Raw genomic sequence first — 23,328 nt, forward strand, 5'->3', positions numbered from 1 at the left:
GCGAGCCTGGCTGGTGTCTGCCCCGGGGTTGTGAGGTGGGGCGGGCCGGTGTCTGCGGGGCGTGCGGCGAGTCCGACGACACCGCGCGACCGTGCTGACGGTGCCTGCGTCTGTGGGGGCGTGTGGCGAGGCCGGCGGTACCCCGCGACTGGGCGGTGCCTGCGCTGGAAATGTGCGGCGAGTCCGGCGGTGTCTGTGCTGGGGGCGTGGGGTCAGCCCGGCGGAGTATGAGCCGAGAGCCGAGAGCCGAGAGCCGAGAGCCGAGACTGTGACGGTGGGCTCAGGGGTGGATGGTTTGCGGGTGGGGCCGGTGGTGTCGGGGGGTCACCCGTGTGGTGGGAATCGATTGTGGGCTTGGTTACCCGTACCGGATGAACGTTGTTGGGGTGGGGATCGAGGGTGTCGCCGATATAGTTCTGATGTGAGGATTGCTCCTCTGGTACCTGTTCGGTGGGATATCACTCGGTGGCTTGACAGGCGGGATGGCCGATACGTTCCGTTACTGTGGGTCTCTGTCACGCTCCGTGTCGCCAGGGATGGCGGTTGCGGGAGGGATGGCAGTGTTGGTGGCGGGATCGAGGCGGCGTGATCATACGGTACGTCGGGAATGTCCCGTGGGATCGTGAGCTGGGCGTAAGCAAGTCTGTGCCGTACGTCCCATCCGCTGCCGAATCATGAGTCCTTGACCGAAGCGGTGCTTGCGACCTAACCTCGCGTTACACAAGGTTTGTTCGACCATCGCATGCAACAGGCACAACATAGATCGCATCACATTACGGCATCACTTGGGCGGTCAACCGCTCGTGGGATGCCTCCGTCGGCCGCTGACCGCGTGGCCGACGGCGCGACATACCGGCGGTCAACCCCACAACTCCACACACTCCTGATTCGAGCGGCCTCCGGGCGGCTCACCGGCGGGGCGTTCTGAGCCAGACCGGGATGAGGGCGGAGTCTCCGGCGACAATGGTCGCGGGAGATGGTCGCCGATCCCACTGACGGTAACGAGCGTTCCCGGTCGTTGAGACGACCACGATGGCATGGCTACGCAGGGAAACGTTGCACGGATCTCCGTAGGTGATCTTCGGGCAACGCTGCCAGCCGATGATCCGAGCCGAAAGCTGTCGGCGAGTGCCGGCGGAAGCGGTGACACGGGCGTCGGTTGCCGGAAGCCGAGAGGCGACCGGGATGCCAAGGCGGGCGTCGGCTACTGGAAGCCCATGGGCGACCGGGATGCTGGGGCGGGCGTCGGATGCCGGTAGCTGAGAAGCGGCCGGGATGCCGAGGCGCGTGTCGGTTACCGAAAGCTGAGGTGACCGGGACGTCGAGGCGAGCGTCGGTTATCGGTAGCTGACAGGCGACCGGGATGCCGGGGCGCGCGTGGATCTCGGCACGACCGGGTGCGGCCTCAAGGCCGAGTCAGCCGGACGTGACGGGTCCGGGCTACGCCGGATCCGGTGACGATCGGTGTGAACCGATGGAAGCCGGACGCCAGGATCGACTGGCTGATGTTCAGCAGGGCCGACTGCGGGCGTATGGCTGAAGAGGCCGCCGCGAGAAGGCCCGGCGACGCCATCGTGAGCCGATCAACCGCCCTGGGAAAGCCGCGCACCGTGACCCGCGCACCGAGCGACCCGTAAGGGCCGGACGGGCTCGCGAACGAAAGGCTCGCAAGGGCCGGACAGCCGCGGTCCGAACGGTCGCGAGCCAGATGGCTACGCGTCGGACGGTCACCGGCTAGATAGCTGAGGGTCGGACGTTCGCTAGCCGAAGGGCTGCGCTTCGGACGACCGTTAGCCAGGGGCTGCGCGTCGGACGGCTGCGGGCCGGACGGTGCCGGACGGCTGCGACGGCCAGCGGTGCCGGGCCGGACGGCGAGGACGGAGACTGGAGGCTCGGGGTAGCCGAAGGCGGAACGCGTACTCCCGGGCCCGTTGCCGCCCGCGGTCATCTGCCTTGGTCGGGCATCCCGTAAGAGATGCTCGCGCGCGTGTGCACCGCGCCGGCGGCGAAGGGAGACGCGGCGAGATGGATCCCGTGGACTGGGTGCTCGTGGTTGCGATCATCGTGCTTGCCGCATTGGTGATAGCCGGGCTGGTTCTCGGGACTAGAGCTCTGCGCCAGTTGCGGAATGACCGGCAGGTGGCCCAGGAACGCCAGGAACAGGCGGTGGGCGACGCCCAGGCGAAGGTCGAGGACGCCAAGGCCAAAGCCGCTTCGGTACGGGCGGAGACCGCCGCCGCGAAGGCCGAGGCGAGTGCCGCCCGGGCGGAGGCTCGCCGGGTTCTGGAGGCGGCACACGGTGAGGCCGACACGATTCTGGAGCACGCGCACCGGCAGGCGGAGACGGACGCCGAGCAGTTGAGGGCGGCGGCCCGCCGGTCCGGTGAGCGGGAGACCGCGCTGATCAACGCGACGGTGAAGGAACAGTCGGCCGAGGTGGAACGCCGGGCCGCGCGGATCGACGAGCGGGAGCGTCTGCACGGCGACGAGGTGGAGCGCCTGGTGGAGCGGGAACGCCGCCTGGCCATGCTGGAGTCCGAGCTGTCGAAGCGGGAGACCGCGGTGACCAGCCGCGAGTCCGAGCTGACGAAGGCGGAAGAAGTGAAACGCCGGGAGCTGGAGCGGATCGCCGGGCTCAGCGTGGACACCGCGAGAACCGAGTTGATCGAGGCGATCGAGGGTCAGGCGAAGCGCGAGGCGGCGATCCTGGTCCGCGACATCGAGACGGACGCGCGGAACACCGCTGACACCCGGGCCCGGCACATCGTGGTGGACGCGATTCAGCGGATCGCGAGCGAGCAGACCGCGGAGAGCGTCGTCAGCGTGCTGCACCTGCCGAGTGACGAGATGAAGGGCCGGATCATCGGCCGTGAGGGCCGCAACATCCGGGCGTTCGAGTCGACCACCGGCGTGAACCTGATCATCGATGACACCCCGGAGGCGGTTCTGCTCTCCTGCTTCGATCCGGTGCGCCGTGAGGTGGGCCGGCTGACGCTGGAGAAGCTGGTGCTGGACGGGCGGATCCACCCGCACCGGATCGAGGAGGTCTTCGACAGCGCCAAGAACGAGGTGGAGCGTCTCTGTGACCGGGCGGCCGAGGAGGCCCTCGTCGACGTGGGGATCACCAACATCCACCCGGAGATGGTGAAGTTGCTGGGCCGGCTGCGGTACCGGACGAGTTACGGCCAGAACGTGCTGAAGCATCTGGTGGAGACCGCGCACATCGCCGGGATCATGGCGGCCGAACTGCGGCTGGACGTGCCGACGATGAAGCGGGCCGCGTTCCTGCACGACATCGGCAAGGCGCTCACCCACGAGGTGGAGGGCAGCCACGCGCTGATCGGTGCTGATCTGGCCCGCAAGTACGGCGAGCACGAGGACATCGTCCATGCGATCGAGGCGCACCACAACGAGGTGCCGCCGCAGACGATCGAGGCGGTGCTGACGCAGGCTTCCGACGCGTGTTCCGGTGGGCGCCCCGGTGCCCGGCGCGAGAGCTTGGAGGCGTACGTCAAGAGGTTGGAACGTATCGAGGAGATCGCCGGCGGTAAGGCCGGCGTCGAGAAGGTCTTCGCCATGCAGGCCGGCCGGGAGATCCGGGTGATGGTGCGCCCGGACGACATCGACGACATCGGCGCCGCGGTCCTCGCCCGTGATGTGGCGAAGCAGATCGAGGAGGAGCTGACCTATCCGGGCCAGATCCGGGTCACCGTGGTCCGTGAGTCCAGGGTGACGGAGCTGGCCCGGTAAAGCGGGTCAGATGGCGGCGTCGGCCGTGGCCGGCGCCTCCTTCAACGGCAGGGCGGCGGTCTTGCGGCCGCGTGCCAGGCGCTTCTGGACGTACTGGGCGAGCTTCGACAGCGAGTAGTTCACCAGGATGAAGAGCACCGCGATCACCACGTAGACCTGGATCGGGTTGCTCAGTGCGCCGATGATCTGCTTGCCGATGTTGAGGGTCTCCTCGTAGCTGATGATGAAGCCGAGCGAGGTGTCCTTCAGGACCACGACGAGCTGGCTGATCAGCGCCGGCAGCATGATCCGGAACGCCTGCGGCAGCAGGATCAGCGCGGTGGTCTGGAACGGGGAGAGGCCGATCGCGACGGCCGCCTCACGCTGGCCGGGCGGCAGGCCCTCCATGCCGGAGCGCAGGATCTCGCCGATCACCACGCCGTTGTAGATGGTCAGGCCGATCACCAGGTACCACAGGGTGTCCATGGTGAGGCCGAACTCGGGGAAACCGCGGGCCACGAAGAAGATCGTGATGACCACCGGCAGACCACGGAAGACCTCGACGCAGATCCGGGTGAGACCGGACAGCCCGATGCTGAGGCCGCGCAACAGGTAGGCGACCGCGGTGGCGGAGCCGGTGAAGCGGCGGGTGAGCAGACTCTTGACCTGGATCCGGAGGATGGCCAGCAGAGTGCCGATGACCAGCGAGCTGATGATCGCCAGGACGGCTGCGATCAGGGTGTTCTGGACGCCGACCCAGATCCGTTTCCAGACCAGGATGAAGTTCTCGTTGGAGGGGTCGATCATCGGACCCCACAGCTCCATCGAGAGCTGCCCCTTCTCGTCCAGCGGCAGATAGACGAGGAAGTACGCACCGGCCGCGACCAGGAGGGTCGCCAGGATGCTGATGATCAGGGTGAGCCGCCGCTGCCGGGGACCCGGAATGTCGTACAGAACCGTTTGCTGGCTCATCGGGCCGCCACCGCCTGCCGGCTCTCGATCCGGTCGAGGAGGGCCCCGAGGGGGACGGTCATGATCAGGTATCCGATCGAGATGCCGATGGCGACGGGGATGAAGGCGTAGCCCTCCGCCGAGGTCAGCTGGTCGGCGGACTGGGAGAGGTCACCGACGACGCCGAAGAAGCCGATCAGTGCCGAGTTCTTGATCATCGCGATGATGACCGAACCGAGCGGGACGATCGAGGCTTTCCAGGACTGCGGCAGCACCACGAATCGCAGGTTCTGGCCGAAGGTGAGACCCAGGGAGCGGGCCGCCTCGGCCTGGCCGGGCGAGACCGCGTTGATGCCGGAGCGCAGCGCCTCGCAGACGAACGCGGCGGTGTAGAGGACCAGCGCGATCAGGGCGAAGCGGAAGTACGGCAGGTCGGTGCTGAGCCGGGTGAAGATCAGGTCCAGTCCGGGAATGCGCAGGAAGTCGGCGTTGGAGCCGAGCGCCGGCAGCGCGAACGCGGAGAAGAACATGACCACGGTCAGCGGCATGTTGCGGAAGACGGTGACATAGGCGGTGCCGAGCGCGCGGAGCGGCGGCACCGGTGAGATACGGAGGACCGCCACGACGGCGCCCAGGATCAGGGCGCCGATCGCGGCGAGCACGCAGATCTGGAGGGTGAGCCAGAAGCCGCCCGCGAAGACGTCGAACTTGTCAACTAACACACTCACGGGCGGAAGCTCCCCGGATCAGATCAGCTGGTGCGGATCAGTAACGGTTGACGGCGGGCGCGGTGCCCAGCTCGGCGCCGAACTTGCCGGCGGTGTCGTCCCAGGCCTTCTTCCAGCTGCCGTCGGCGTACGACTTCTCCAGCGTGTCGTTGATGAAGGTCCGGAAGTCCTTGTCGTCGATCTTCACGCCGATGCCGTACGGCTCCTTGGTGAAGTTCTCGCCGGCGAGCTTGTACTTGCCCTCGTTCTTGGCGATGTAGCCGAGCAGGATGACGTTGTCGGTGGTCACCGCGTTGACCTGACCACCGTCGAGAGCGGTGATGCACTTGTCGTAGGTGTCGAAGAGCACCAGCTGGCTGGCGACGTCCTTGACCGAGGTCTTGATGGTCTCGGCCGGGGTGGAGCCGGTGACCGAGCAGACCTTCTTGTCGCCGGCCTTGAACGAGTCCGGCCCGGTGATCGTCGCGTCGTCCGCCTTGACCAGGATGTTCTGGCCGGCCTCGTAGTAGGGCCCGGCGAACGCGATGCGCTCCTTGCGCTTGTCGTTGATCGTGTAGGTCGCCACGACGAAGTCGACGTTGTTGTTGACGATGGCGTCCTCGCGGATCTTCGAGGTCGTCTCGACGAACTCGATCTTGTCCTCGGAGATCCCGAGCTCCTTGACGATGATCTTGGCGATCTCGACGTCGAAGCCCTCGGGCTTGCCGGACAGACCCTTCAGGCCGAAGCCCGGCTGGTCGAACTTCGTGCCGACCTTGACCGTGCCGGCGTCGCTGAGCCGCTTCATCGTGGTGCCGGCGGCGAAGTCCTTGCCGCCGGTGGTGCCGGTGTCACCCGACTCGGTGTCGCCGCCACAGGCGGTCATGCCGAAAGTGAGAGCCGCGGCGGTCGCCAGAGCGGCTACACGAGTGAAACGCATACATATCTCCTTCTTCGATCAAGCCCGCCGTCGTGTGGCGGACCTGAGGGGCACTTCAGTGCGTGAGGATCTTGGAGAGGAAGTCCTTCGCCCGCTCACTGCGCGGGTTCGCGAAGAACTCCTCCGGCGTGGCCTGCTCGACCAGCTGACCGTCGGCCATGAAGACGACCCGGTCGGCGGCGTGGCGGGCGAAACCCATCTCGTGGGTCACGACCACCATCGTCATGCCCTCGCGGGCCAGGGACGTCATCACGTCCAGGACCTCGCCGACCATCTCCGGGTCGAGAGCGCTGGTCGGCTCGTCGAAGAGAAGGGCCTTGGGCTGCATGGCGAGCGCCCGCGCGATGGCGACACGCTGCTGCTGGCCGCCGGAGAGCTGGGCCGGGTACTTGTCCGCCTGGTTGGCGATGCCCACCCGCTCCAGCAGGGACATGGCCCGGTCCCGGACCACCGCCTGCTTCTCCTTGCGGACCTTGATCGGACCCAGCATCACGTTCTGCAGGATCGTCTTGTGCGCGAAGAGGTTGAAGGACTGGAACACCATGCCGACCTCGCTGCGCAGCTTGGCCAGCGCACGGCCCTCGGCCGGCAACGGCTGGCCGTCGAAGACGATGGTGCCGGAGTTGATCGGCTCCAGCCGGTTGATGGCGCGGCACAGCGTGGACTTCCCGGACCCGGAGGGTCCGATGACGACCACCACCTCGCCACGCGCGACAGACAGGTCAACGTCCTGTAGCACGTGCAAGGGGCCGAACCACTTGTTGACGTTCTCAAGGACGATGAGAGCCTCGCCTGTCACCCCTGGTCCATCCACTCGTTGTCGGTTCACTCGAATGCACACACCCTAGGGGCCCGTCCGTATCGGAACGTGTCGAGAATGGTCACGGAGCGATAACTCCGGTACTGCACTGAGAGGGGGGTCTGGACCATGGACCTTATGGCGGACGGCCCGTGGAACTGGTGTATCGCCGGCCGGATCGAGCCCGGGAGCGTGACGGCCGCCCTGGCCGGAGCGCTGGATCGCCCGGTGCACGGGATGGTTCCCGGCGAGGATCTGATGTGCGACGTCTACCACGTCGGTGGAGACTTCCCGACCGTGGTGGACATCTACTTGACGCCCGCCGGCGTCGTCGAGGAGACCATCGCGAGCGCCGTCGCGGTCCGGTTGCGGTCCGCGGTGCTCCTGCCCGACGACACCCTCAACCCGACTCGGTACGTGGTGGCCGAGCCGGACGGGACGTTACGGGCCGTGCACGTCGATGAACGGGAGACCGACGACGGCACCGAGCGCCGTCACCTGCGGCCCTGCACCGGCTCCGACCCGGCGTGCGCTCTCCCGGCCGGCTGTGGCCGGTCCCGGTGGAAACCCGACCCGACACCGGAGCGGCCCGCCGCGGCTTAGCGGGTAGCCTGGTTGATTGCCATGACTACCGAGATTGCGGGCTCCCCGCGCACCTACGACGTGCGTACCTACGGGTGCCAGATGAACGTGCACGACAGCGAGCGGATCTCCGGCCTGATGGAGGACGCCGGTTACGTGCGCGCCCCCGAGGCGGACGCGGCCGACGTGGTGGTCTTCAACACGTGCGCGGTCCGGGAGAACGCCGACAACCGCCTCTACGGCAACCTCGGCCACCTGCGCCCGACGAAGCTGAAGAACCCCGGGATGCAGATCGCGGTCGGCGGCTGCCTCGCCCAGAAGGACCGGGGCGACATCGTCAAGAAGGCGCCGTGGGTCGACGTGGTCTTCGGCACCCACAACATCGGCTCGCTGCCGACGATGCTGGAACGCGCCCGGCACAACGAGGAGGCGCAGGTCGAGATCCTCGAGTCACTCGAGGTCTTCCCGTCGACGCTGCCGACCAAGCGCGAGTCGACGTACGCCGGGTGGGTCTCCATCTCGGTGGGCTGCAACAACACCTGCACGTTCTGCATCGTGCCCAGCCTGCGTGGCAAGGAGAAGGACCGCCGTCCCGGTGACGTCCTGGCCGAGGTGCGCGCACTGGTCGCCGAGGGTGTCTCCGAGGTGACGCTGCTGGGGCAGAACGTGAACTCGTACGGCGTCGAGTTCGGCGACAAGCTGGCGTTCGGCAAGCTGTTGCGCGCGTGTGGCGACGTGGAGGGCCTGGAGCGGGTGCGGTTCACCAGCCCGCACCCGAAGGACTTCACCGACGACGTGATCGCCGCGATGGCCGAGACGCCGAACGTCTGTCACTCGCTGCACATGCCGTTGCAGTCCGGTTCGGACCGGGTGCTCAAGGCGATGCGGCGCAGTTACCGCCAGGAGAAGTACCTGGGCATCATCGAGAAGGTCCGGGCCGCCATGCCGGACGCGGCGATCACCACCGACATCATCGTCGGCTTCCCCGGGGAGACCGAGGAGGACTTCGAGCAGACCCTCGAGGTGGTGCGCCGGGCCCGGTTCTCCACCGCGTTCACCTTTCAGTACTCGATCCGTCCCGGTACCCCGGCCGCGACGATGGCGGACCAGATCCCGAAGAAGGTGGTGCAGGCGCGGTACGAGCGGCTGATCGCCACCCTCGAAGAGATCACCTGGGACGAGAACAAGTTGCTCATCGGGGAGAAGGTCGAGGTCCTGGTCGCGGTCGGCGAGGGCCGTAAGGACGAGCGGACCGGCCGGATGAGCGGGCGGGCCCGCGACGGCCGCCTGGTGCACTTCGGTACCGGCGAGACCAAGCCGCGCCCCGGTGACATCGTCGAGACGGTGATCACCTACGCCGCCCCGCACCACCTCAACGCCGACGGCTCCCCGCTGAGCCACCGCCGCACCCGGGCCGGTGACGCGTGGGAGGCCGGCCGGACGCCGAAACTCAAGGGCGTCACCCTGGGCCTGCCGACCATCGGTGTCCCGGCCCCGCTGCCGGCCGCCGCCGAGGGCTGCGCGCTGTAGGAGGACCTGAAAAAGGGGGCGGCATCGCCGCCCCCTTTTTCAGTGGAGAAAACCTCAGTTCGCCTGCTCCGCGAGGGCCAGGAACTGCTTCTTGGAGGCGAGCGCCTGCTCGGCCTCCTTGATCCGCCGGTTGTCGCCGGCCGCCTTGGCCCGCTCCAGCCGCTGCTCGGCCTCGGCCACCTGGTCACGCATCTGGCGCAGCAGCGGGTTGTCCTGCGGGGCGGTCTTGCGCCAGGCCGAGTCCATCGCCACCCGGATCCGCTCCTCGACGGCCCGCCAGCGACGGTCCAGCCCGGCTGCGGCCTCCCGCGGAACCCGGCCCGCCTCGTGCCACGCGGCCTGGGCGTCACGCAGCTTGTTCTGCGCGCCGCGGGAGTCCGCGTCGACGTCGACGGCCTCGAGGTCGGCCAGGATGGCCTGCTTCTTCTCCAGGTTGCCCTGGTACTCCGCGTCACGGGCCGAGAAGACCTCGCTGCGCCGGGTGAAGAAGGCGTCCTGAGCGGCCCGGAAACGCTCCCAGAGGCGCTGCTCGGCCTCCTTGGCGGCCCGCGGCGCGGCCTTCCACTCGGTCATCAGGTCCTTGAGCCGGTTCGCCGTGCTCGACCACTCGGTCGAGGAGGAGAGCGTCTCGGCCTCGGTGACCAGGTCCTCCTTGGCGGTCTGCGCCTGCTTGCGCTGCCCGTCGAGGGTGGCGAAGTGGGCGCCCCGGCGCCGGGTGAAGCCGTCGCGGGCGGCGGCGAACCGCTTCCACAGCTCCCCGTCGGTCTTCTTGTCGACGCCGCGGATGCTCTTCCAGTCGTCGAGGATCTCCTTGAGGCGGTCGCCGGCCGTCTTCCAGCCGGTGGCGTCGGCGGCGATCGCCTCGGCCTCCTCGACCAGCGCGGTCTTGCGCGCCAGCGCCTCGACCCGGGCCACCTCGCGAGCGGCCTTGGCCTCTCCGGCCTTCTCGTCGGCGAGACCGGCGAGGCGCTCCAGGCGGGCCACGAGCCCGTCGATGTCACCCACCACGTGGGCCTCGTCGAGCTGGGTCCGCAGTCGCTTCACGCTTGTCAGCGAGTGGGAGGCGTCCGCCGCGCCCGATTTGAGGCGAGCCTCCACGAGGTCGACCTCGGTCACCAGGTCGGCGAAGCGCCGGGCGAAGTGAGCCAGCCCCTCTTCCGGGGTACCCGCCTGCCAGGAGCCGACCACCCGGTCGCCCTCAGCGGTCTTCACGTACACGGTGCCGTCGGCATCCACGCGCCCGAAGGCCGTCCAGTCGTTCATGAGCTCATCCTCGTTCTCCCGGCGTCACCGGCCCGAACCGGACCCGTGACCACCGCCACAGCGCAGCCTGAATGCCAACTTCCAACCGGCATTCTTTCTCGCGCATTGTCACAGGTCCAACCCGGTTAGGGGAAAGCTCCCGCTGACGACCGTGACACAACGGTGTCCTACGGTTGCTTACGTGCGGTTCCGGACAGATCAACGAGTACTGACCGTGGTCGGCCCGACGGCTGCCGGCAAGTCCGCCCTGAGCATCGCACTCGCCCATGAGCTGGGCGGCGAAGTGGTCAATGCCGACTCGATGCAGCTCTATCGGGGGATGGACATCGGCACCGCGAAGCTGACCGAGACCGAGCGCGACGGGATTCCGCACCATCTGCTCGACATCTGGGACGTGACCGAGCCGGCGGCGGTCGCGGAGTACCAGCGGCTGGCCCGGGCTGCGATCGACGGCATCCTCGACCGTGGGCGCGTACCGCTGCTGGTGGGGGGTTCCGGTCTTTATCTCCGGGCGGTTCTGGAGGATTTCGAGTTCCCCGGCACCGACCCGGCGATTCGGGCCCGGCTGGAGGCGGAACTGACCGAGGCCGGACCCGGAGTGCTGCACGCCCGGCTGGCCGAGCGGGATCCGGAGGCGGGCGCCAAGATCCTGCCGTCGAACGGCCGCCGGATCGTCCGCGCGCTCGAGGTGATCGAACTGACCGGGCAGCCGTTCACGGCGAGCCTGCCGGATCCGCGCCCGGTCTACCAGGCGGTGCAGATCGGCGTCGACCGGGACACCGCCGAGCTGGACGAGCGGATCGCGCTGCGGGTCGACCTGATGTGGTCGGCCGGGCTGATCGACGAGGTTCGCGGCCTGGACGGCATCCGGGACGGCCGGACCGCCTCCCGGGCGCTGGGCTACCAGCAGGTACTCGCCCAGATCGACGGCACGCTCACCGAGGAGCAGGCCAAGGCGGACACCGTCCAGGGCACCCGGCGGTTCGTCCGGCGGCAGCGTTCCTGGTTCCGCCGCGACCCGGCGGTGCACTGGCTGGACGGCGCCGACCCGAAGCTGTTGGCGGCCGCCCGGGAGCTTGCGGGATGATGGCCGGGTGCGTTTCACCAAAGGCCATGGAACCGGCAACGACTTCGTCATCCTCCCCGACCCCGACGGCGAGCTGACGCTGACGCCCCGGCTGGTCGCGGCACTCTGCGACCGGCGGAAGGGGATCGGCGGCGACGGCGTGATCCGCGTGGTGCGCAGCGCCAAGCACCCGGAGGCCGCCGCGTTCGCGGGCGAGGCCGAGTGGTTCATGGATTACCACAACAGTGACGGCTCGATCGCCGAGATGTGCGGCAACGGCCTGCGGGTCTTCGTTCGCTATCTGCTGGTCAACGGGCTGGCTGTGGCCGGCCCTTCGGGCCTGCCGGTGGCGACGAGGGCGGGGGTCCTGGTCGCCGAGATCGGTGACGGCACGATCCGGGCTTCCATGACGACCCCGCGGTTGTACGCCGGGAGCACCGCCACCCTCGGGCACCTGACCCTGACCGGTGTCGCCGTGGACTGCGGCAACCCGCACCTGGTCTGCGGCCTGCACGACGGTGTGGCGCTGTCCGCCCTCGACCTGGCCAAGGCCCCGCTGCACGACGCCGTGGCCTTCCCGCACGGGGTGAACGTCGAGTTCGTCGAGCAGGCCGAGCCCCTGCACGGCCGGGACCAGCACGTCCGGATGCGGGTGCACGAGCGCGGTTCCGGCGAGACCCAGTCGTGCGGCACCGGCGCGCTCGCGGTCGGCGCGGTGGCACTGCGCGACGCCGGCCTGACCACCGGCTCGGTCGCGGTGGACGTGCTCGGCGGCCGTCTGGTGGTGACCGCCGACGCCGACGGCGTCTGGTGGCTGGAGGGGCCGGCGGTGCTGGTCGCGGACGGCGAGGTCGACCCGGAGGCCGTGCTCTGATGACACACGTCGTCGCGCACCGGGGTTATCCCACGGTCGCTCCGGAGAACACCCTGCCCGCGTTCGCTGCCGCGTTGCGGGCCGGCGCCACGATCGTCGAGTTCGACGTCCGCTGCACCCGCGACGGTGTGCCGGTGGTGATCCACGACCGGACGGTGGACCGGACCACCGACGGTTCCGGCCGGGTCTGGGACCTGACCGCCGCCGAGATCGCCCGCCTGGACGCCGGATCCTGGTTCGGGCCCGGGTTCACCGGTCTGCGGGTGCCGACGCTTGTCGAGACGCTGGACCTGCTCGCCCCGGCGACCGCCGAACTGCTCGTCGAGATCAAGCCGCCGGCCACCCTGGACGAGGTGAAATCGATCATCGCCCAGCTCGGCGAGCGCGATCTGCTGGACCGTTCGGTGGTGCAGAGCTTCGACGCCGACGTGCTGCGCAAGGTCCGGGACGTGGCCCCCGAGGTCCGGCGCGGCCTGCTGCTCTTCCGGTTCGACGGGGAGACCGTCGAGATCGCCCGGGAGTTGGGCGTGACGTACTGCAACCCGCCGGTGGACGACGTGCTGAACGGGCCGGAGACGATGGCCGCGCTGACCGCGGCCGGGGTCGGCGTGATGCCGTGGACACCCAACGACATGGCCCGCTGGCGTCCGCTGGTGGACGCGGGCGCGGCCGGGCTGATCACCGATCTGGTCGGTGAGCTGACCGGATGGGTGAACGCCTGAGCGGTACGGGCGGGCGCTTGCCCACCCGTACCGCCGCAAGGGCTTAGAAGGTCGTCTCCGGAGCCTTGTCCAGCTCGCTCTCCGGCAGCGCCGCCGGGTTGGCCGGGATCGGGCCACCCTTGACCACCGCGCGGATCGCCGCGGCCACCGCCGGGGTGACCCGCGGGTCGAAGACGCTCGGGACGATCACCGTGGGGTTGAGCTTGTCCTCGCCCACCACGTCGGCGATGGCGCGGGCCGCGGCGAGCGCCATCTCCTCGGTGAACTCCTCGGCGGCGGCGTCCAGCATGCCGCGGAAGACGCCGGGGAAGGCCAGCACGTTGTTGATCTGGTTGGGCTGGTCGGAGCGGCCGGTCGCGACGATCGCGGCGTGCTTGCGGGCCTCCCTCGGGTCGACCTCCGGGTCCGGGTTGGCCATCGCGAAGACGATCGACTTCTCGGCCATCCTGGCGATGTCGTCGCCGGTCAGCAGGTTCGGGGCGGAGACGCCGATGAAGACGTCCGCACCGGCGATCGCGCCGGGCAGGTCACCGGAGTAGTTCTCCTTGTTGGTGTGGTCGGCCAGCCACTGCATCGACTCGTTCAGGTCGGGCATGCCACGGTGCAGGGCGCCCTTCCGGTCGTAGGCGATGATGTCGCCCACACCCTGCCGCATCAGCAGCTTCATGATCGCGGTGCCGGCCGCGCCCGCGCCGGAGACCACCACCTTGACGTCCTGCATCTGCTTGCCGACCACCCGCAGCGCGTTGGTCAGCGCGGCCAGCACGCAGATCGCGGTGCCGTGCTGGTCGTCGTGGAAGACCGGGATGTCCAGCAGTTCCTTCAGCCGGGCCTCGATCTCGAAGCACCGCGGGGCGGCGATGTCCTCCAGGTTGATGCCGCCGTAGGCCGGCGCGATCGCCTTCACGATCGCCACGATCTCGTCGGTGTCCTGGGTGTCCAGCACCACCGGCCAGGCGTCCACGCCGCCGAACCGTTTGAACAGGGCGGCCTTGCCCTCCATCACCGGCATCGCGGCGGCCGGGCCGATGTTGCCCAGGCCCAGCACGGCCGAGCCGTCGCTGACCACGGCCACGGTGTTGCGCTTGATGGTGAGGCGCCGGGCGTCCGCCGGGTTCTCGGCGATCGCCATGCAGACCCGGGCCACACCCGGGGTGTACGCCCGGGACAGCTCGTCCCGGTTGCGCAGCGCGACCTTCGAACTGACCTCGATCTTGCCGCCCAGGTGCAGCAGGAACGTCCGGTCGGAGACCTTGCGGACATCCACCCCGTCCTGTTCCTCGAGCTGCTTGACGACCTGGTCGGCGTGCGCGGCGTCAGCGGTGTCACAGGTGAGGTCGACCAGCACTCTGGTGGGGTCGGAGTCCACCACGTCCAGCGCCGTCACGATCGCTCCGGCCTCACCCACACAGGTGGTGAGCCGACCGATGGACGAGGCGTCCGCGGTTACGGCGATTCGGATCGTGATCGAGAATCCTGCGCTCGGCAGGCGGGTGGTCACCACGGTGGTCCCTCCGACGTTGGTGGGGTGAGTACTCCGCATTGTCGCCTGTCCGGAAATGCGGGGCCCGGGCCGGTGGTTACTGAAGGGTCACCATCACGCGGCGCGCATATGTGGATGCGCCTCCGAGCGGGACGTGCCACGATCGAAGGCGGAGGAGGTCACTTTTGCGAAACACTTACCAGACACCCGTCCTTGACGAGCTGGATCCCACCACCGGGGACCTGGAGCTCGAGGAGCGGCACTCGCTCAGGCGGGTGGCCGGTCTTTCCACCGAGCTGACCGACGTCACCGAGGTCGAGTACCGACAGCTGCGACTCGAACGTGTCGTCCTGGTCGGCGTCTGGACCGAGGGCAGCGTGGAGGACGCCGACAACTCGCTCGCCGAGCTCGCCGCCCTCGCCGAGACCGCCGGTTCCCAGGTGCTCGAGGGCCTGATCCAGAGACGAAAACAACCCGACGCCGCCACCTTCATCGGCCGCGGCAAGGTCGACGAGGTGCGCGACGTGGTCATCATGACCGGCGCGGACACGGTGATCTGTGACGGCGAGCTCTCTCCGTCGCAGCTCCGCAAGCTGGAGGAGCAGGTCAAGGTCAAGGTGGTCGACCGGACCGCGCTGATCCTCGACATCTTCGCCCAGCACGCCAAGAGCCGTGAGGGCAAGGCCCAGGTCGAGCTGGCCCAGCTCCAGTACATGTTGCCCCGGCTGCGCGGCTGGGGTGAGTCGCTGTCCCGTCAGGGTGGTGGCGCCGGTGGTTCGGGCGGCGGCGGTGTCGGCACCCGTGGTCCCGGTGAGACCAAGCTGGAGACCGACAAGCGCCGGATCAACATCCGGATCGCGAAACTGCGTCGCGAGATCAAGGCCATGAAGACGGCACGGGAGACCAAACGGTCCCGCCGGGCCGCCAGCGGCATCCCCGCCGTGGCCATCGCCGGTTACACCAACGCCGGCAAGTCCAGTCTGCTGAACCGGCTGACCCAGGCCGGCGTGCTGGTGGAGGACGCACTGTTCGCCACCCTCGACCCGACCACCCGGCGCACCGCCGCGGAGGACGGGCGGGTCTTCACGCTCTCTGACACGGTCGGTTTCGTCCGGCACCTGCCGCACCACATCGTCGAGGCGTTCCGCTCGACGCTGGAGGAGGTGTCGCACGCCGATCTGCTGGTGCACGTGGTCGACGGCGCGCACCCGGACCCGGAGGGGCAGGTCACCGCGGTCCGCGAGGTCCTCAGCGAGGTGGGAGCGGACCAGCTCCCCGAACTGCTGGTGATCAACAAGCTGGACGCGGCCGACGAGGAGACGGTGCTCCGCCTGAAGCGGGCCTGGCCGGACGCGATCTTCGTGTCCGCGCGGTCCGGCGCCGGCATCCCCGAACTGCATCAGGCCATCGCCGACCGGCTGCCACGTCCGGCGGTCGAGTTGCGGGTCCTGATTCCGTACGACCGGGGGGACCTGGTCGCCCGGGTGCACCGGTCCGGTCAGGTGCTCCAGTCCCGTCACCTGGACGACGGCACGGAGCTTCTGGCGCGCGTCGACGAAGAGCTGGCCGCCGATCTCTCCGTCCATCGGTGTTGACGAAGAGAAAACAATTCGGATTTCACGGACTGTCCGGTCATCGTTGATCCACACGTAATACCGGGAGGGGACGCCGCGTGCGACACTGTGCGGATGCGGCGTCTCGTGTTCCCGACCATCGTGACCCTGGGTCTGATTCTGGTCGGATCCTCCAGCGCGTTGGCCGACGATCCGACGCCGGCACCCACCGTGAGCGCGAAATCGACGCCCGGTAAGAAGCTCTGCAAGATCGCCGACAAGGAGATGAACGAACTCTCCGGCCTCGCGGCGCTCAAGAACGGCTTCGCCACCGTCAACGACGGTAAAGAGGACAACAGCAACGCGAAGATCTACTTCCTCAACCGGGACTGCAAGAAGGTTGACGAGAAGAGCTTCAGCGGCACCGGTCCGGCGGATCCGGAGGACATCGTCCTCTCCCCGGACGGCAAGACGCTCTGGATCGCCGACATCGGCGACAACGGCGTCCGGAAATCACCGCCGTCCACCCGCCCGACTGTCGCGCTGTGGAGCATGCCGGCCGACGGCTCGGAGAAACCGGTCATCCACCGGCTCAGCTACCCGTCCGGCGACAAGCACGACGCCGAGGCCCTGATCTTCGACGGTGACGGCACGCCGCTCATCGTGACCAAGGAGATCGGTGCGGACGCCGGCATCTACAAGCCGACCGGCGCACTGAAGCCGAACTCCAAGGCCGGCGTGCCGATGGAGAAGGTCGGCTCCCTCAAGCTCTCGGCCACCGAGACGGCCGGCAACCCGATCGCCCGGATCGGCAACAAGACCATCACCGGTGGCGCGGTCACCCAGGGCGCGACGAAGGTGGTGCTCCGCACCTACACCGACGCGCTCGAATGGGACGTGACCAACGGTGACGTGCTCGGCGCGCTGAAGAAGACGCCGCGCACGACCGGCCTGCCCAACGAGCCGCTCGGCGAATCGATCGCCTACAGCACCGACGGCAAGCTCTTCTACACCGTCTCCGACATGAGCGGCGACACCGAGACCGCGAACCACATCCGGGAGTACACGCCGGCCACCACGATCGCGCAGAAGTCGGAGAAGTCCGCTTCCACCGACACCGGGACCGCCTGGTACCTGGACCCCGACAAGCTGGCCTACGCGGTCGGTGGTGTCGGCCTGTTCGGTCTGCTGCTGGTCGCCGCCGGTGTCTTCGGCATCGTGCGGTTCCGGAAATCGCCGCAGCCCTCGGCCGCTCTGATGTCCGACAGCCACCCCTCCGGCGGGATCAACACCGGCGACCCGGAGACCGAGCTGATCGGCGTCGGCGGGGCGCCGCAGCGCGGACCCTCCTACTCCGGCCGGCCCGGTGGTGGCGGTGGCCCGGTCTACGGCGCGAAGTCCGGCCCGCCGGCCGGTGGCCAGCGTGGCAACGGCCCGGTGTACGGCAACCAGGGCGGCGGTGCTCAGGCCGGTGGCGCTCCGGGTGGCCAGGGCGGTCGTCCCGGCGGTCAGCCGCCGCGTGGCCCGCAGCAGCCGCCCGCACGTGGCCCGCAGCAGCAGGGCCAGCGCAACCCGCAGCAGCCGCCGCGTGGCCCGCAGCCGCCTCAGCGCGGCGGTGCTCCGCAGCCGCCCGCCCGTGGCCCGCAGCCGCCCGCCCGTGGTCCCCAGCAGCAGCCGCCGCGTGCTCCGCAGCCGCCGCGTGGCCCGCAGCAGCAGCAGCCCGGCCGTGGCCCGCAGCAGCAGCCGCCGCGTGGTCCCCAGCAGGGTGGCCCGCCGCGTAACCCGCAGCAGCCCCCGCGCGGTCCGCAGCAGTCCGGCGGCCGTGGACCGCAGCAGGGTCCGCCGCCCGGTGGCCGTGGTGGCAACGGTCAGGGCCCGCCGCGTGGCCCGCAGCCCGGCGGTGGCGTCTACGGCGGAGGCCCCGGCCCCACCGGGCGCTGATCCGGACGGCTCCTCGTGAGCCGGCTGTTCGCGGCGCGCGAGCTTGTTCGACGTACCGACGCAAGGTTTTGATCGGCCGGTTCCGAGTTGCGGAACCGGCCGTCTTGCATCCGGGGGTTTGTCCTGGTCAGACTCGGCGGAGCACCGCCACCACGCGGCCCATGATGGTGGCGTCGTCGCCGGGGATCGGGTCGAAGGCGGGGTTGGCCGGCATCAGCCAGACGTGCCCGTCGCGCTGGCGGTAGCTCTTCACCGTCGCCTCACCGTCGATCATCGCGGCCACTATGTCGCCCGCCTCGGCGTTGGGCTGCTGGCGCACGACCACCCAGTCGCCGTTGCAGATCGCCGCGTCGATCATCGAGTCGCCCTTGACCTCGAGCATGAAGACGTCGCCCTCGCCGACCAGCTCGCGCGGCAGCGGGAAGAACTCCTCGATCGACTGCTCGGCCAGGATCGGGCCACCGGCGGCGATCCGGCCGAGGAGCGGCACGTAGGCCGGCTGGGGCCGGGCCGCCCGCAGCGTCTCGTCGTCGACCATCTCGCTGGGGCCGCGAACGTCCACCGCGCGCGGCCGGTTCGGGTCGCGCCGCAGGTAGCCCTTGGTCTCCAGGGCCTTCAGCTGGTAGGCCACGCTGGACGGGGAGACCAGGCCGACCGCCTCGCCGATCTCGCGCACGCTGGGCGGGTAACCGTACTTCTCCACCCAGGTCCGGATGAACTCGAGGATCCGCCGCTGACGGGCGGTGAGGTCGGTGGCGACCACCTCCGGGACGTTACCGACCGGGGTGACCGAACGTAATTGCGGCGGCTCGCCAGCGCGGGACCGGCTCGCGCCGGTGGTGCGTCGGCGGGCGGTCTCGGGCTTCCTGATCTGATGCTGCTGGCTCGTCCGGTCGTCGGTCGACACGTCCGCCCTCCCTGTCGGCCAGTGCCTGGTCGGCACGTGGTGCGTCGCGGAGCCGGGCGGCGCCGTGGGGATGGCGACCGCCGGCTGACCCCTCTTCACGGAAAACCTAGTGTGCAGGTCCGACATATTCAAACATCTGTACGAGATTTCCCCGGCGTGTCGCTCCGAAAGACTCGACTTCCGTACCTGTGTTCTGATAGACCGTCGTACGGGCGTTCTATCGAACGTGTGTCCGAAAGGGGTTAGTCATGACTGTCAGTGGTGCTCGACACGCGGAGCCCTCGTTGCGGCTCACCCGCCGTGGCCGGATCGTGCTTCTGGGTCTCTTTCTCATGACGTCCGTCATGGCCAGTGTCATCCTCTTCACGACCGCCTCCCAGGGCTGATCCGCCGCCCGGATTTGATCTCCGCAGAGTGCTCTGCCCGATTCTCCGGCGCGTCGTGTCACGTGATCCGGCCGCACCGCGTGATCGTGACATCACCGCTGGTGGTGAGGTGGAAAATACGGCGCGTCGGCATGCTGGTGAACTTGCATCGGCGTCCGCCGAGGCCTAGCGTCTACCCCAACATCTAGTGGTCACACGGATGTAAGTCATCCACAGGTTGGGTTTCCTTCTACCTGGTTATCCACATGTCATCCACAGCGCAGCCGATCGTTTCGACGATGGTTCCGCTGCGTTTTGCCATGCCCGGAGCTGGTCGAGAAGGTGCCGGAGGGAGATTCGCGTGCGCTGCCCGTACTGTCGCCATGCCGATTCACGCGTGGTCGACTCACGTGAGGCCGACGACGGTCAGCTGATCCGTCGCCGCCGTTCGTGCACCGAGTGCGGCAAGCGGTTCACCACCGTCGAGGAGGCCGTCCTCGCGGTGGTCAAGCGCAGCGGTGTCACCGAGCCCTTCAGCCGAACCAAGATCATGAGTGGCGTTCGCAAGGCCTGCCAGGGCCGGCCCGTCGACGAGGACTCGATCGCTGTGCTCGCGCAGCGGGTCGAGGAGGCTGTCCGGGCCCGTGGCGCCGCCGAGATCCCCAGCCACGACGTGGGACTGGCGATCCTCACCCCTCTGCGTGAGCTGGATCAGGTGGCTTACCTCCGGTTCGCCAGCGTGTACAAGTCGTTCGACTCTCTCGACGAATTCGAGAAGGAGATCGCCGCGCTGCGCGACGCCGCCCCCGTCCGGGAAACCGGGACGCGACACCCCGTCGCGCCACGGTCCGGGGGACGCGCACCCAAGCTCAACGGCTGAGCTGGCCTCAGCCCTGGGCACTTCTTACCGACACATCTGTTGCGGTACCTACGAGGGGGAGCACATCCATATGGCCGGAGACGGCATCACTGCAGGTCGCCAGCGCAGCCGGAACAACGGCGGCGGCAACGGCGCTGTGGCCGGGGGGCTGCGTGTGGAGCGGGTCTGGACGACCGAGGGCGTTCACCCGTACGACGAGGTCGAGTGGGAACGCCGCGACGTCGTCATGACGAACTGGCGGGACGGCTCGATCAACTTCGAGCAGCGTGGCGTGGAGTACCCGGCGTTCTGGAGCGTGAACGCGGCGAACATCGTCACGACCAAGTACTTCCGGGGCGCGGTGGGCACCCCGGAGCGGGAGTGGTCGCTCAAGCAGCTGATCGACCGGGTGGTCCAGACGTACCGCAAGGCCGGTGAGGAGTTCGGTTACTTCGCCTCCGCCGCGGACGCCGAACTGTTCGACCACGAACTGACCTGGATGCTGCTGCACCAGGTGTTCAGCTTCAACTCGCCGGTGTGGTTCAACGTCGGCACCAAATCTCCGCAGCAGGTCAGCGCCTGTTTCATCCTGTCCGTCGACGACTCGATGGATTCGATCCTCGACTGGTACAAGGAAGAGGGCCTGATCTTCAAGGGCGGTTCCGGCTCGGGTGTCAACCTGTCCCGGATCCGGTCGTCCAAGGAGCTGCTCTCGTCCGGTGGCACTGCCAGCGGCCCGGTCAGTTTCATGCGTGGCGCGGACGCCAGCGCGGGCACCATCAAGTCCGGCGGCGCCACCCGGCGCGCGGCCAAGATGGTCATCCTCGACGTCGACCACCCGGACATCGAGGAGTTCGTCTCGACGAAGGCGCGCGAGGAGGACAAGATCCGCGCGCTGCGGGACGCCGGCTTCGACATGGACCTGGGCGGCGCCGATATCGTCAGCGTCCAGTACCAGAACGCCAACAACTCGGTGCGGGTCAGCGACGAGTTCATGCGGGCGTACGAGGAGGGCGCCGAGTTCGGTCTCCGCAGCCGCCTCGACGGCGAGGTCATCGAGACCATCGACGCCAAGAAGCTGTTCCGTGGCATCGCCCAGGCCGCGTGGGAGTGCGCCGACCCCGGCCTGCAGTACGACGACATCATCAACGACTGGCACACCAACCCCGAGACCGGCCGGATCACCGCGTCCAACCCGTGCTCGGAGTACATGTCGCTGGACGACTCGTCCTGCAACCTGGCCTCACTGAACCTGATGAAGTTCCTCAAGGCCGACGGCGGCTTCGAGGTGGAGAAGTTCGTCAAGAGCGTCGAGTTCATCATCACCGCGATGGACATCTCGATCTGCTTCGCCGACTTCCCGACCGAGAAGATCGGGGTCACCACCCGGGCGTACCGCCAGCTCGGCATCGGCTACGCGAACATCGGCGCGCTGCTGATGGCCTCGGGTCTGCCGTACGACTCCGAGGGTGGCCGTAGTGTCGCCGCGGCCATCACCTCGCTGATGACCGGCACCGCGTACCGCCGCTCGGCCGAACTGGCCGGCATCGTCGGCGCGTACGACGGTTACGCCCGCAACGCCGAGCCGCACCAGCGCGTCATGCGCAAGCACGCCGCCGCCAACGACGAGGTCCGCCCGCAGGGCGCCGTCGCCACCGAGATCCTTCGCGAGGCGACCCGGCAGTGGCAGAACGGCAACAAGCTCGGCGCGAAGAACGGCTGGCGCAACGCCCAGGCCTCGGTCCTCGCCCCGACCGGCACCATCGGCCTGATGATGGACTGCGACACCACCGGTATCGAGCCGGACCTGGCCCTGGTCAAGTTCAAGAAGCTCGTCGGCGGCGGCTCCATGCAGATCGTCAACCAGACGGTCCCGCGGGCGCTGCGCAGCATCGGCTACCCCGAGGAGCAGGTCGAGGCGATCGTCGAGCACATCGCCGAGAACGGCAACGTCATCGACGCGCCCGGCCTCAAGCCGGAGCACTACGCGATCTTCGACTGCGCCATGGGCGACCGGGTGATCTCGCCGCTCGGCCACGTCAAGATGATGGCCGCGGTGCAGCCGTTCATCTCCGGCGCCATCTCCAAGACGGTCAACATGCCGGAGACAGCGACCGTCGAGGAGATCGAGGAGGTGCACTACCAGGGCTGGAAGCTGGGCCTGAAGGCACTCGCGATCTACCGCGACAACTGCAAGGTCGGCCAGCCGCTGTCGGTCGCCAAGAAGAAGACCTCCGAGATCGAGGCGCCGGTCCTGCCCGCCGCTGAGGTCGAGAAGATCATCGAGAAGGTCGTCGAGTACCGGTCGATCCGCAAGCGCCTGCCGAAGAAGCGGGCGTCCGAGACGGTGTCGTTCTCGGTCGCCGGTGCCAAAGGTTACCTGACCGCCTCGTCCTACCCGGACGACGGTCTCGGCGAGGTCTTCCTCAAGATGTCGAAGCAGGGTTCCACCCTGGCCGGCGTGATGGACGCCTTCTCGGTCGCCATCTCGATAGGGCTTCAGTACGGGGTGCCGCTGGAGACGTTCGTCAGCAAGTTCACCAACATGCGCTTCGAGCCGGCCGGCATGACCGACGACCCGGACGTGCGCATGGCGACCTCGGTGATGGACTACATCTTCCGTCGCCTGGCGCTGGACTTCCTGCCGTACGAGACCCGCGCCGAACTCGGCATCTTCACCGCCAAGGAGCGCACCGCCCAGGTCGCCGCCGAAGCAGCCGCGGAAGCCGCTGCCGAGGCCGCCCAGGTGAGCGTCGTGTCGGCGCCCTCCTCCAGCGTGACGGTGGCCGAGGTCAAGGCTGCGGCGACCCCGGTCACGGTCGCCGTCGGTTCGTCGACCGAACTGCTGGAGCTGAAGACCGGGCACGCCTCGGACGCGCCGCTCTGCTTCACCTGCGGCACGAAGATGCGCCGGGCCGGCAGTTGCTACGTCTGCGAGGGCTGCGGCTCCACCTCCGGCTGTAGCTGACACGAGTCGACGCCCGGTTCCGTACCTGTGCGGAACCGGGCGTTTGTCGTTTCTTGCGGCCGGGCCGACAATGTCCCGACGGGGCCAGG

The 23,328-nt window shown here is 68.6% G+C and carries 18 protein-coding genes; 11 read left to right on the forward strand and 7 right to left on the reverse strand.

Annotated elements, in window-relative coordinates; all coding sequences use genetic code 11:
* Positions 1 to 2,025: 2,025 nt before the first annotated feature.
* Positions 2,026 to 3,750 carry a ribonuclease Y gene (gene rny, locus BLU81_RS40280; RefSeq protein ID WP_092553786.1) on the forward strand — a complete coding sequence of 575 codons (1,725 nt, stop codon included), beginning with the start codon at positions 2,026 to 2,028 and terminating at the stop codon, positions 3,748 to 3,750.
* 6 nt (positions 3,751 to 3,756) lie between these two features.
* On the opposite strand, the gene BLU81_RS40285 is transcribed toward rny, so the two are convergent.
* From BLU81_RS40285 to BLU81_RS40300, 4 genes are read right to left on the reverse strand one after another with little or no spacing between them, the layout of a single operon-like run.
* On the reverse strand, positions 3,757 to 4,701 hold the full coding sequence (locus BLU81_RS40285) for an amino acid ABC transporter permease (protein ID WP_092553789.1): 945 nt from the start codon (positions 4,699 to 4,701) through the stop codon (positions 3,757 to 3,759).
* The gene (locus tag BLU81_RS40290; RefSeq protein WP_092553792.1) at positions 4,698 to 5,408 is read right to left on the reverse strand and encodes an amino acid ABC transporter permease; all 711 of its coding nucleotides are present in this window, start codon (positions 5,406 to 5,408) and stop codon (positions 4,698 to 4,700) included. The genes BLU81_RS40285 and BLU81_RS40290 overlap by 4 nt, the downstream gene beginning before the upstream one ends.
* Before the next feature lie 37 nt (positions 5,409 to 5,445).
* Entirely contained in the window at positions 5,446 to 6,327 is an 882-nt protein-coding gene (locus BLU81_RS40295; protein WP_092553795.1) for a glutamate ABC transporter substrate-binding protein, read from the reverse strand.
* Between the two features lie 55 nt (positions 6,328 to 6,382).
* A complete protein-coding gene (locus tag BLU81_RS40300) occupies positions 6,383 to 7,126 on the reverse strand; it encodes an amino acid ABC transporter ATP-binding protein (RefSeq protein WP_092553798.1) in 744 nt (247 codons plus the stop codon).
* A gap of 138 nt (positions 7,127 to 7,264) precedes the next feature.
* Between BLU81_RS40300 and BLU81_RS40305 the strand changes: the two genes are divergently transcribed.
* Together BLU81_RS40305 and miaB are read left to right on the forward strand one after the other, a co-directional pair.
* Positions 7,265 to 7,729, forward strand: a complete 465-nt coding sequence (locus BLU81_RS40305; RefSeq protein WP_231953740.1) for a hypothetical protein — start codon at positions 7,265 to 7,267, stop codon at positions 7,727 to 7,729.
* Positions 7,730 to 7,750: 21 nt separating this feature from the next.
* Positions 7,751 to 9,238, forward strand: a complete 1,488-nt coding sequence (miaB, locus tag BLU81_RS40310; RefSeq protein WP_092553804.1) for a tRNA (N6-isopentenyl adenosine(37)-C2)-methylthiotransferase MiaB — start codon at positions 7,751 to 7,753, stop codon at positions 9,236 to 9,238.
* Between the two features lie 54 nt (positions 9,239 to 9,292).
* On the opposite strand, the gene BLU81_RS40315 is transcribed toward miaB, so the two are convergent.
* Positions 9,293 to 10,501, reverse strand: coding sequence for a DUF349 domain-containing protein (locus BLU81_RS40315; RefSeq protein WP_092553807.1), 1,209 nt, complete (start codon positions 10,499 to 10,501; stop codon positions 9,293 to 9,295).
* Positions 10,502 to 10,682: 181 nt separating this feature from the next.
* Between BLU81_RS40315 and miaA the strand changes: the two genes are divergently transcribed.
* From miaA to BLU81_RS40330, 3 genes are read left to right on the forward strand one after another with little or no spacing between them, the layout of a single operon-like run.
* Complete coding sequence (gene miaA, locus BLU81_RS40320; protein ID WP_231953741.1) at positions 10,683 to 11,588, forward strand: tRNA (adenosine(37)-N6)-dimethylallyltransferase MiaA; 906 nt, start codon at positions 10,683 to 10,685, stop codon at positions 11,586 to 11,588.
* Between the two features lie 7 nt (positions 11,589 to 11,595).
* Positions 11,596 to 12,441, forward strand: a complete 846-nt coding sequence (dapF, locus tag BLU81_RS40325; protein ID WP_092553813.1) for a diaminopimelate epimerase — start codon at positions 11,596 to 11,598, stop codon at positions 12,439 to 12,441.
* On the forward strand, positions 12,441 to 13,163 hold the full coding sequence (locus BLU81_RS40330; RefSeq protein WP_092553816.1) for a glycerophosphodiester phosphodiesterase: 723 nt from the start codon (positions 12,441 to 12,443) through the stop codon (positions 13,161 to 13,163). Before dapF ends, BLU81_RS40330 begins: the two co-directional genes overlap by 1 nt.
* Before the next feature lie 43 nt (positions 13,164 to 13,206).
* On the opposite strand, the gene BLU81_RS40335 is transcribed toward BLU81_RS40330, so the two are convergent.
* The gene (locus BLU81_RS40335) at positions 13,207 to 14,706 is read right to left on the reverse strand and encodes an NAD-dependent malic enzyme (protein ID WP_231953742.1); all 1,500 of its coding nucleotides are present in this window, start codon (positions 14,704 to 14,706) and stop codon (positions 13,207 to 13,209) included.
* A gap of 125 nt (positions 14,707 to 14,831) precedes the next feature.
* Here BLU81_RS40335 and hflX point away from each other — a divergent pair, with 125 nt between their 5' ends.
* Together hflX and BLU81_RS40345 are read left to right on the forward strand one after the other, a co-directional pair.
* Positions 14,832 to 16,241, forward strand: coding sequence for a GTPase HflX (hflX, locus tag BLU81_RS40340; protein ID WP_092553819.1), 1,410 nt, complete (start codon positions 14,832 to 14,834; stop codon positions 16,239 to 16,241).
* 93 nt (positions 16,242 to 16,334) lie between these two features.
* Positions 16,335 to 18,140, forward strand: coding sequence for a hypothetical protein (locus BLU81_RS40345; protein ID WP_092553822.1), 1,806 nt, complete (start codon positions 16,335 to 16,337; stop codon positions 18,138 to 18,140).
* A 127-nt stretch (positions 18,141 to 18,267) separates the two neighbouring features.
* Here BLU81_RS40345 and lexA read toward each other — a convergent pair whose 3' ends face one another.
* The gene (lexA, locus tag BLU81_RS40350; RefSeq protein WP_092553825.1) at positions 18,268 to 19,047 is read right to left on the reverse strand and encodes a transcriptional repressor LexA; all 780 of its coding nucleotides are present in this window, start codon (positions 19,045 to 19,047) and stop codon (positions 18,268 to 18,270) included.
* A gap of 248 nt (positions 19,048 to 19,295) precedes the next feature.
* Here lexA and BLU81_RS48865 point away from each other — a divergent pair, with 248 nt between their 5' ends.
* The 3 genes from BLU81_RS48865 to BLU81_RS40360 all read left to right on the forward strand — a co-directional run bounded on the left by BLU81_RS48865 (position 19,296) and on the right by BLU81_RS40360 (position 23,239).
* Complete coding sequence (locus tag BLU81_RS48865; protein ID WP_157751989.1) at positions 19,296 to 19,433, forward strand: hypothetical protein; 138 nt, start codon at positions 19,296 to 19,298, stop codon at positions 19,431 to 19,433.
* A 340-nt stretch (positions 19,434 to 19,773) separates the two neighbouring features.
* The gene (gene nrdR, locus BLU81_RS40355; protein WP_092553828.1) at positions 19,774 to 20,292 is read left to right on the forward strand and encodes a transcriptional regulator NrdR; all 519 of its coding nucleotides are present in this window, start codon (positions 19,774 to 19,776) and stop codon (positions 20,290 to 20,292) included.
* A 70-nt stretch (positions 20,293 to 20,362) separates the two neighbouring features.
* The gene (locus BLU81_RS40360) at positions 20,363 to 23,239 is read left to right on the forward strand and encodes a vitamin B12-dependent ribonucleotide reductase (protein WP_092553831.1); all 2,877 of its coding nucleotides are present in this window, start codon (positions 20,363 to 20,365) and stop codon (positions 23,237 to 23,239) included.
* Positions 23,240 to 23,328 lie beyond the last annotated feature (89 nt).

Origin of the sequence: Actinoplanes derwentensis, assembly GCF_900104725.1 — a bacterium.
In the GTDB taxonomy this organism is placed as follows: domain Bacteria; phylum Actinomycetota; class Actinomycetes; order Mycobacteriales; family Micromonosporaceae; genus Actinoplanes; species Actinoplanes derwentensis.

Excerpts from the sequence above, each read along its gene's own strand:
- BLU81_RS40305 (WP_231953740.1), top strand. The coding sequence starts at position 7,265 with ATGGCGGACGGCCCGTGGAACTGGTGTATCGCCGGCCGGATCGAGCCC.
- BLU81_RS40345 (WP_092553822.1), top strand. The coding sequence starts at position 16,335 with ATGCGGCGTCTCGTGTTCCCGACCATCGTGACCCTGGGTCTGATTCTG.
- BLU81_RS40360 (WP_092553831.1), top strand. The coding sequence starts at position 20,363 with ATGGCCGGAGACGGCATCACTGCAGGTCGCCAGCGCAGCCGGAACAAC.
- BLU81_RS40295 (WP_092553795.1), bottom strand. The coding sequence starts at position 6,327 with ATGCGTTTCACTCGTGTAGCCGCTCTGGCGACCGCCGCGGCTCTCACT.
- BLU81_RS40285 (WP_092553789.1), bottom strand. The coding sequence starts at position 4,701 with ATGAGCCAGCAAACGGTTCTGTACGACATTCCGGGTCCCCGGCAGCGG.
- BLU81_RS40330 (WP_092553816.1), top strand. The coding sequence starts at position 12,441 with ATGACACACGTCGTCGCGCACCGGGGTTATCCCACGGTCGCTCCGGAG.
- BLU81_RS40335 (WP_231953742.1), bottom strand. The coding sequence starts at position 14,706 with ATGCGGAGTACTCACCCCACCAACGTCGGAGGGACCACCGTGGTGACC.
- BLU81_RS48865 (WP_157751989.1), top strand. The coding sequence starts at position 19,296 with ATGACTGTCAGTGGTGCTCGACACGCGGAGCCCTCGTTGCGGCTCACC.
- rny (WP_092553786.1), top strand. The coding sequence starts at position 2,026 with ATGGATCCCGTGGACTGGGTGCTCGTGGTTGCGATCATCGTGCTTGCC.
- BLU81_RS40315 (WP_092553807.1), bottom strand. The coding sequence starts at position 10,501 with ATGAACGACTGGACGGCCTTCGGGCGCGTGGATGCCGACGGCACCGTG.
- miaB (WP_092553804.1), top strand. The coding sequence starts at position 7,751 with ATGACTACCGAGATTGCGGGCTCCCCGCGCACCTACGACGTGCGTACC.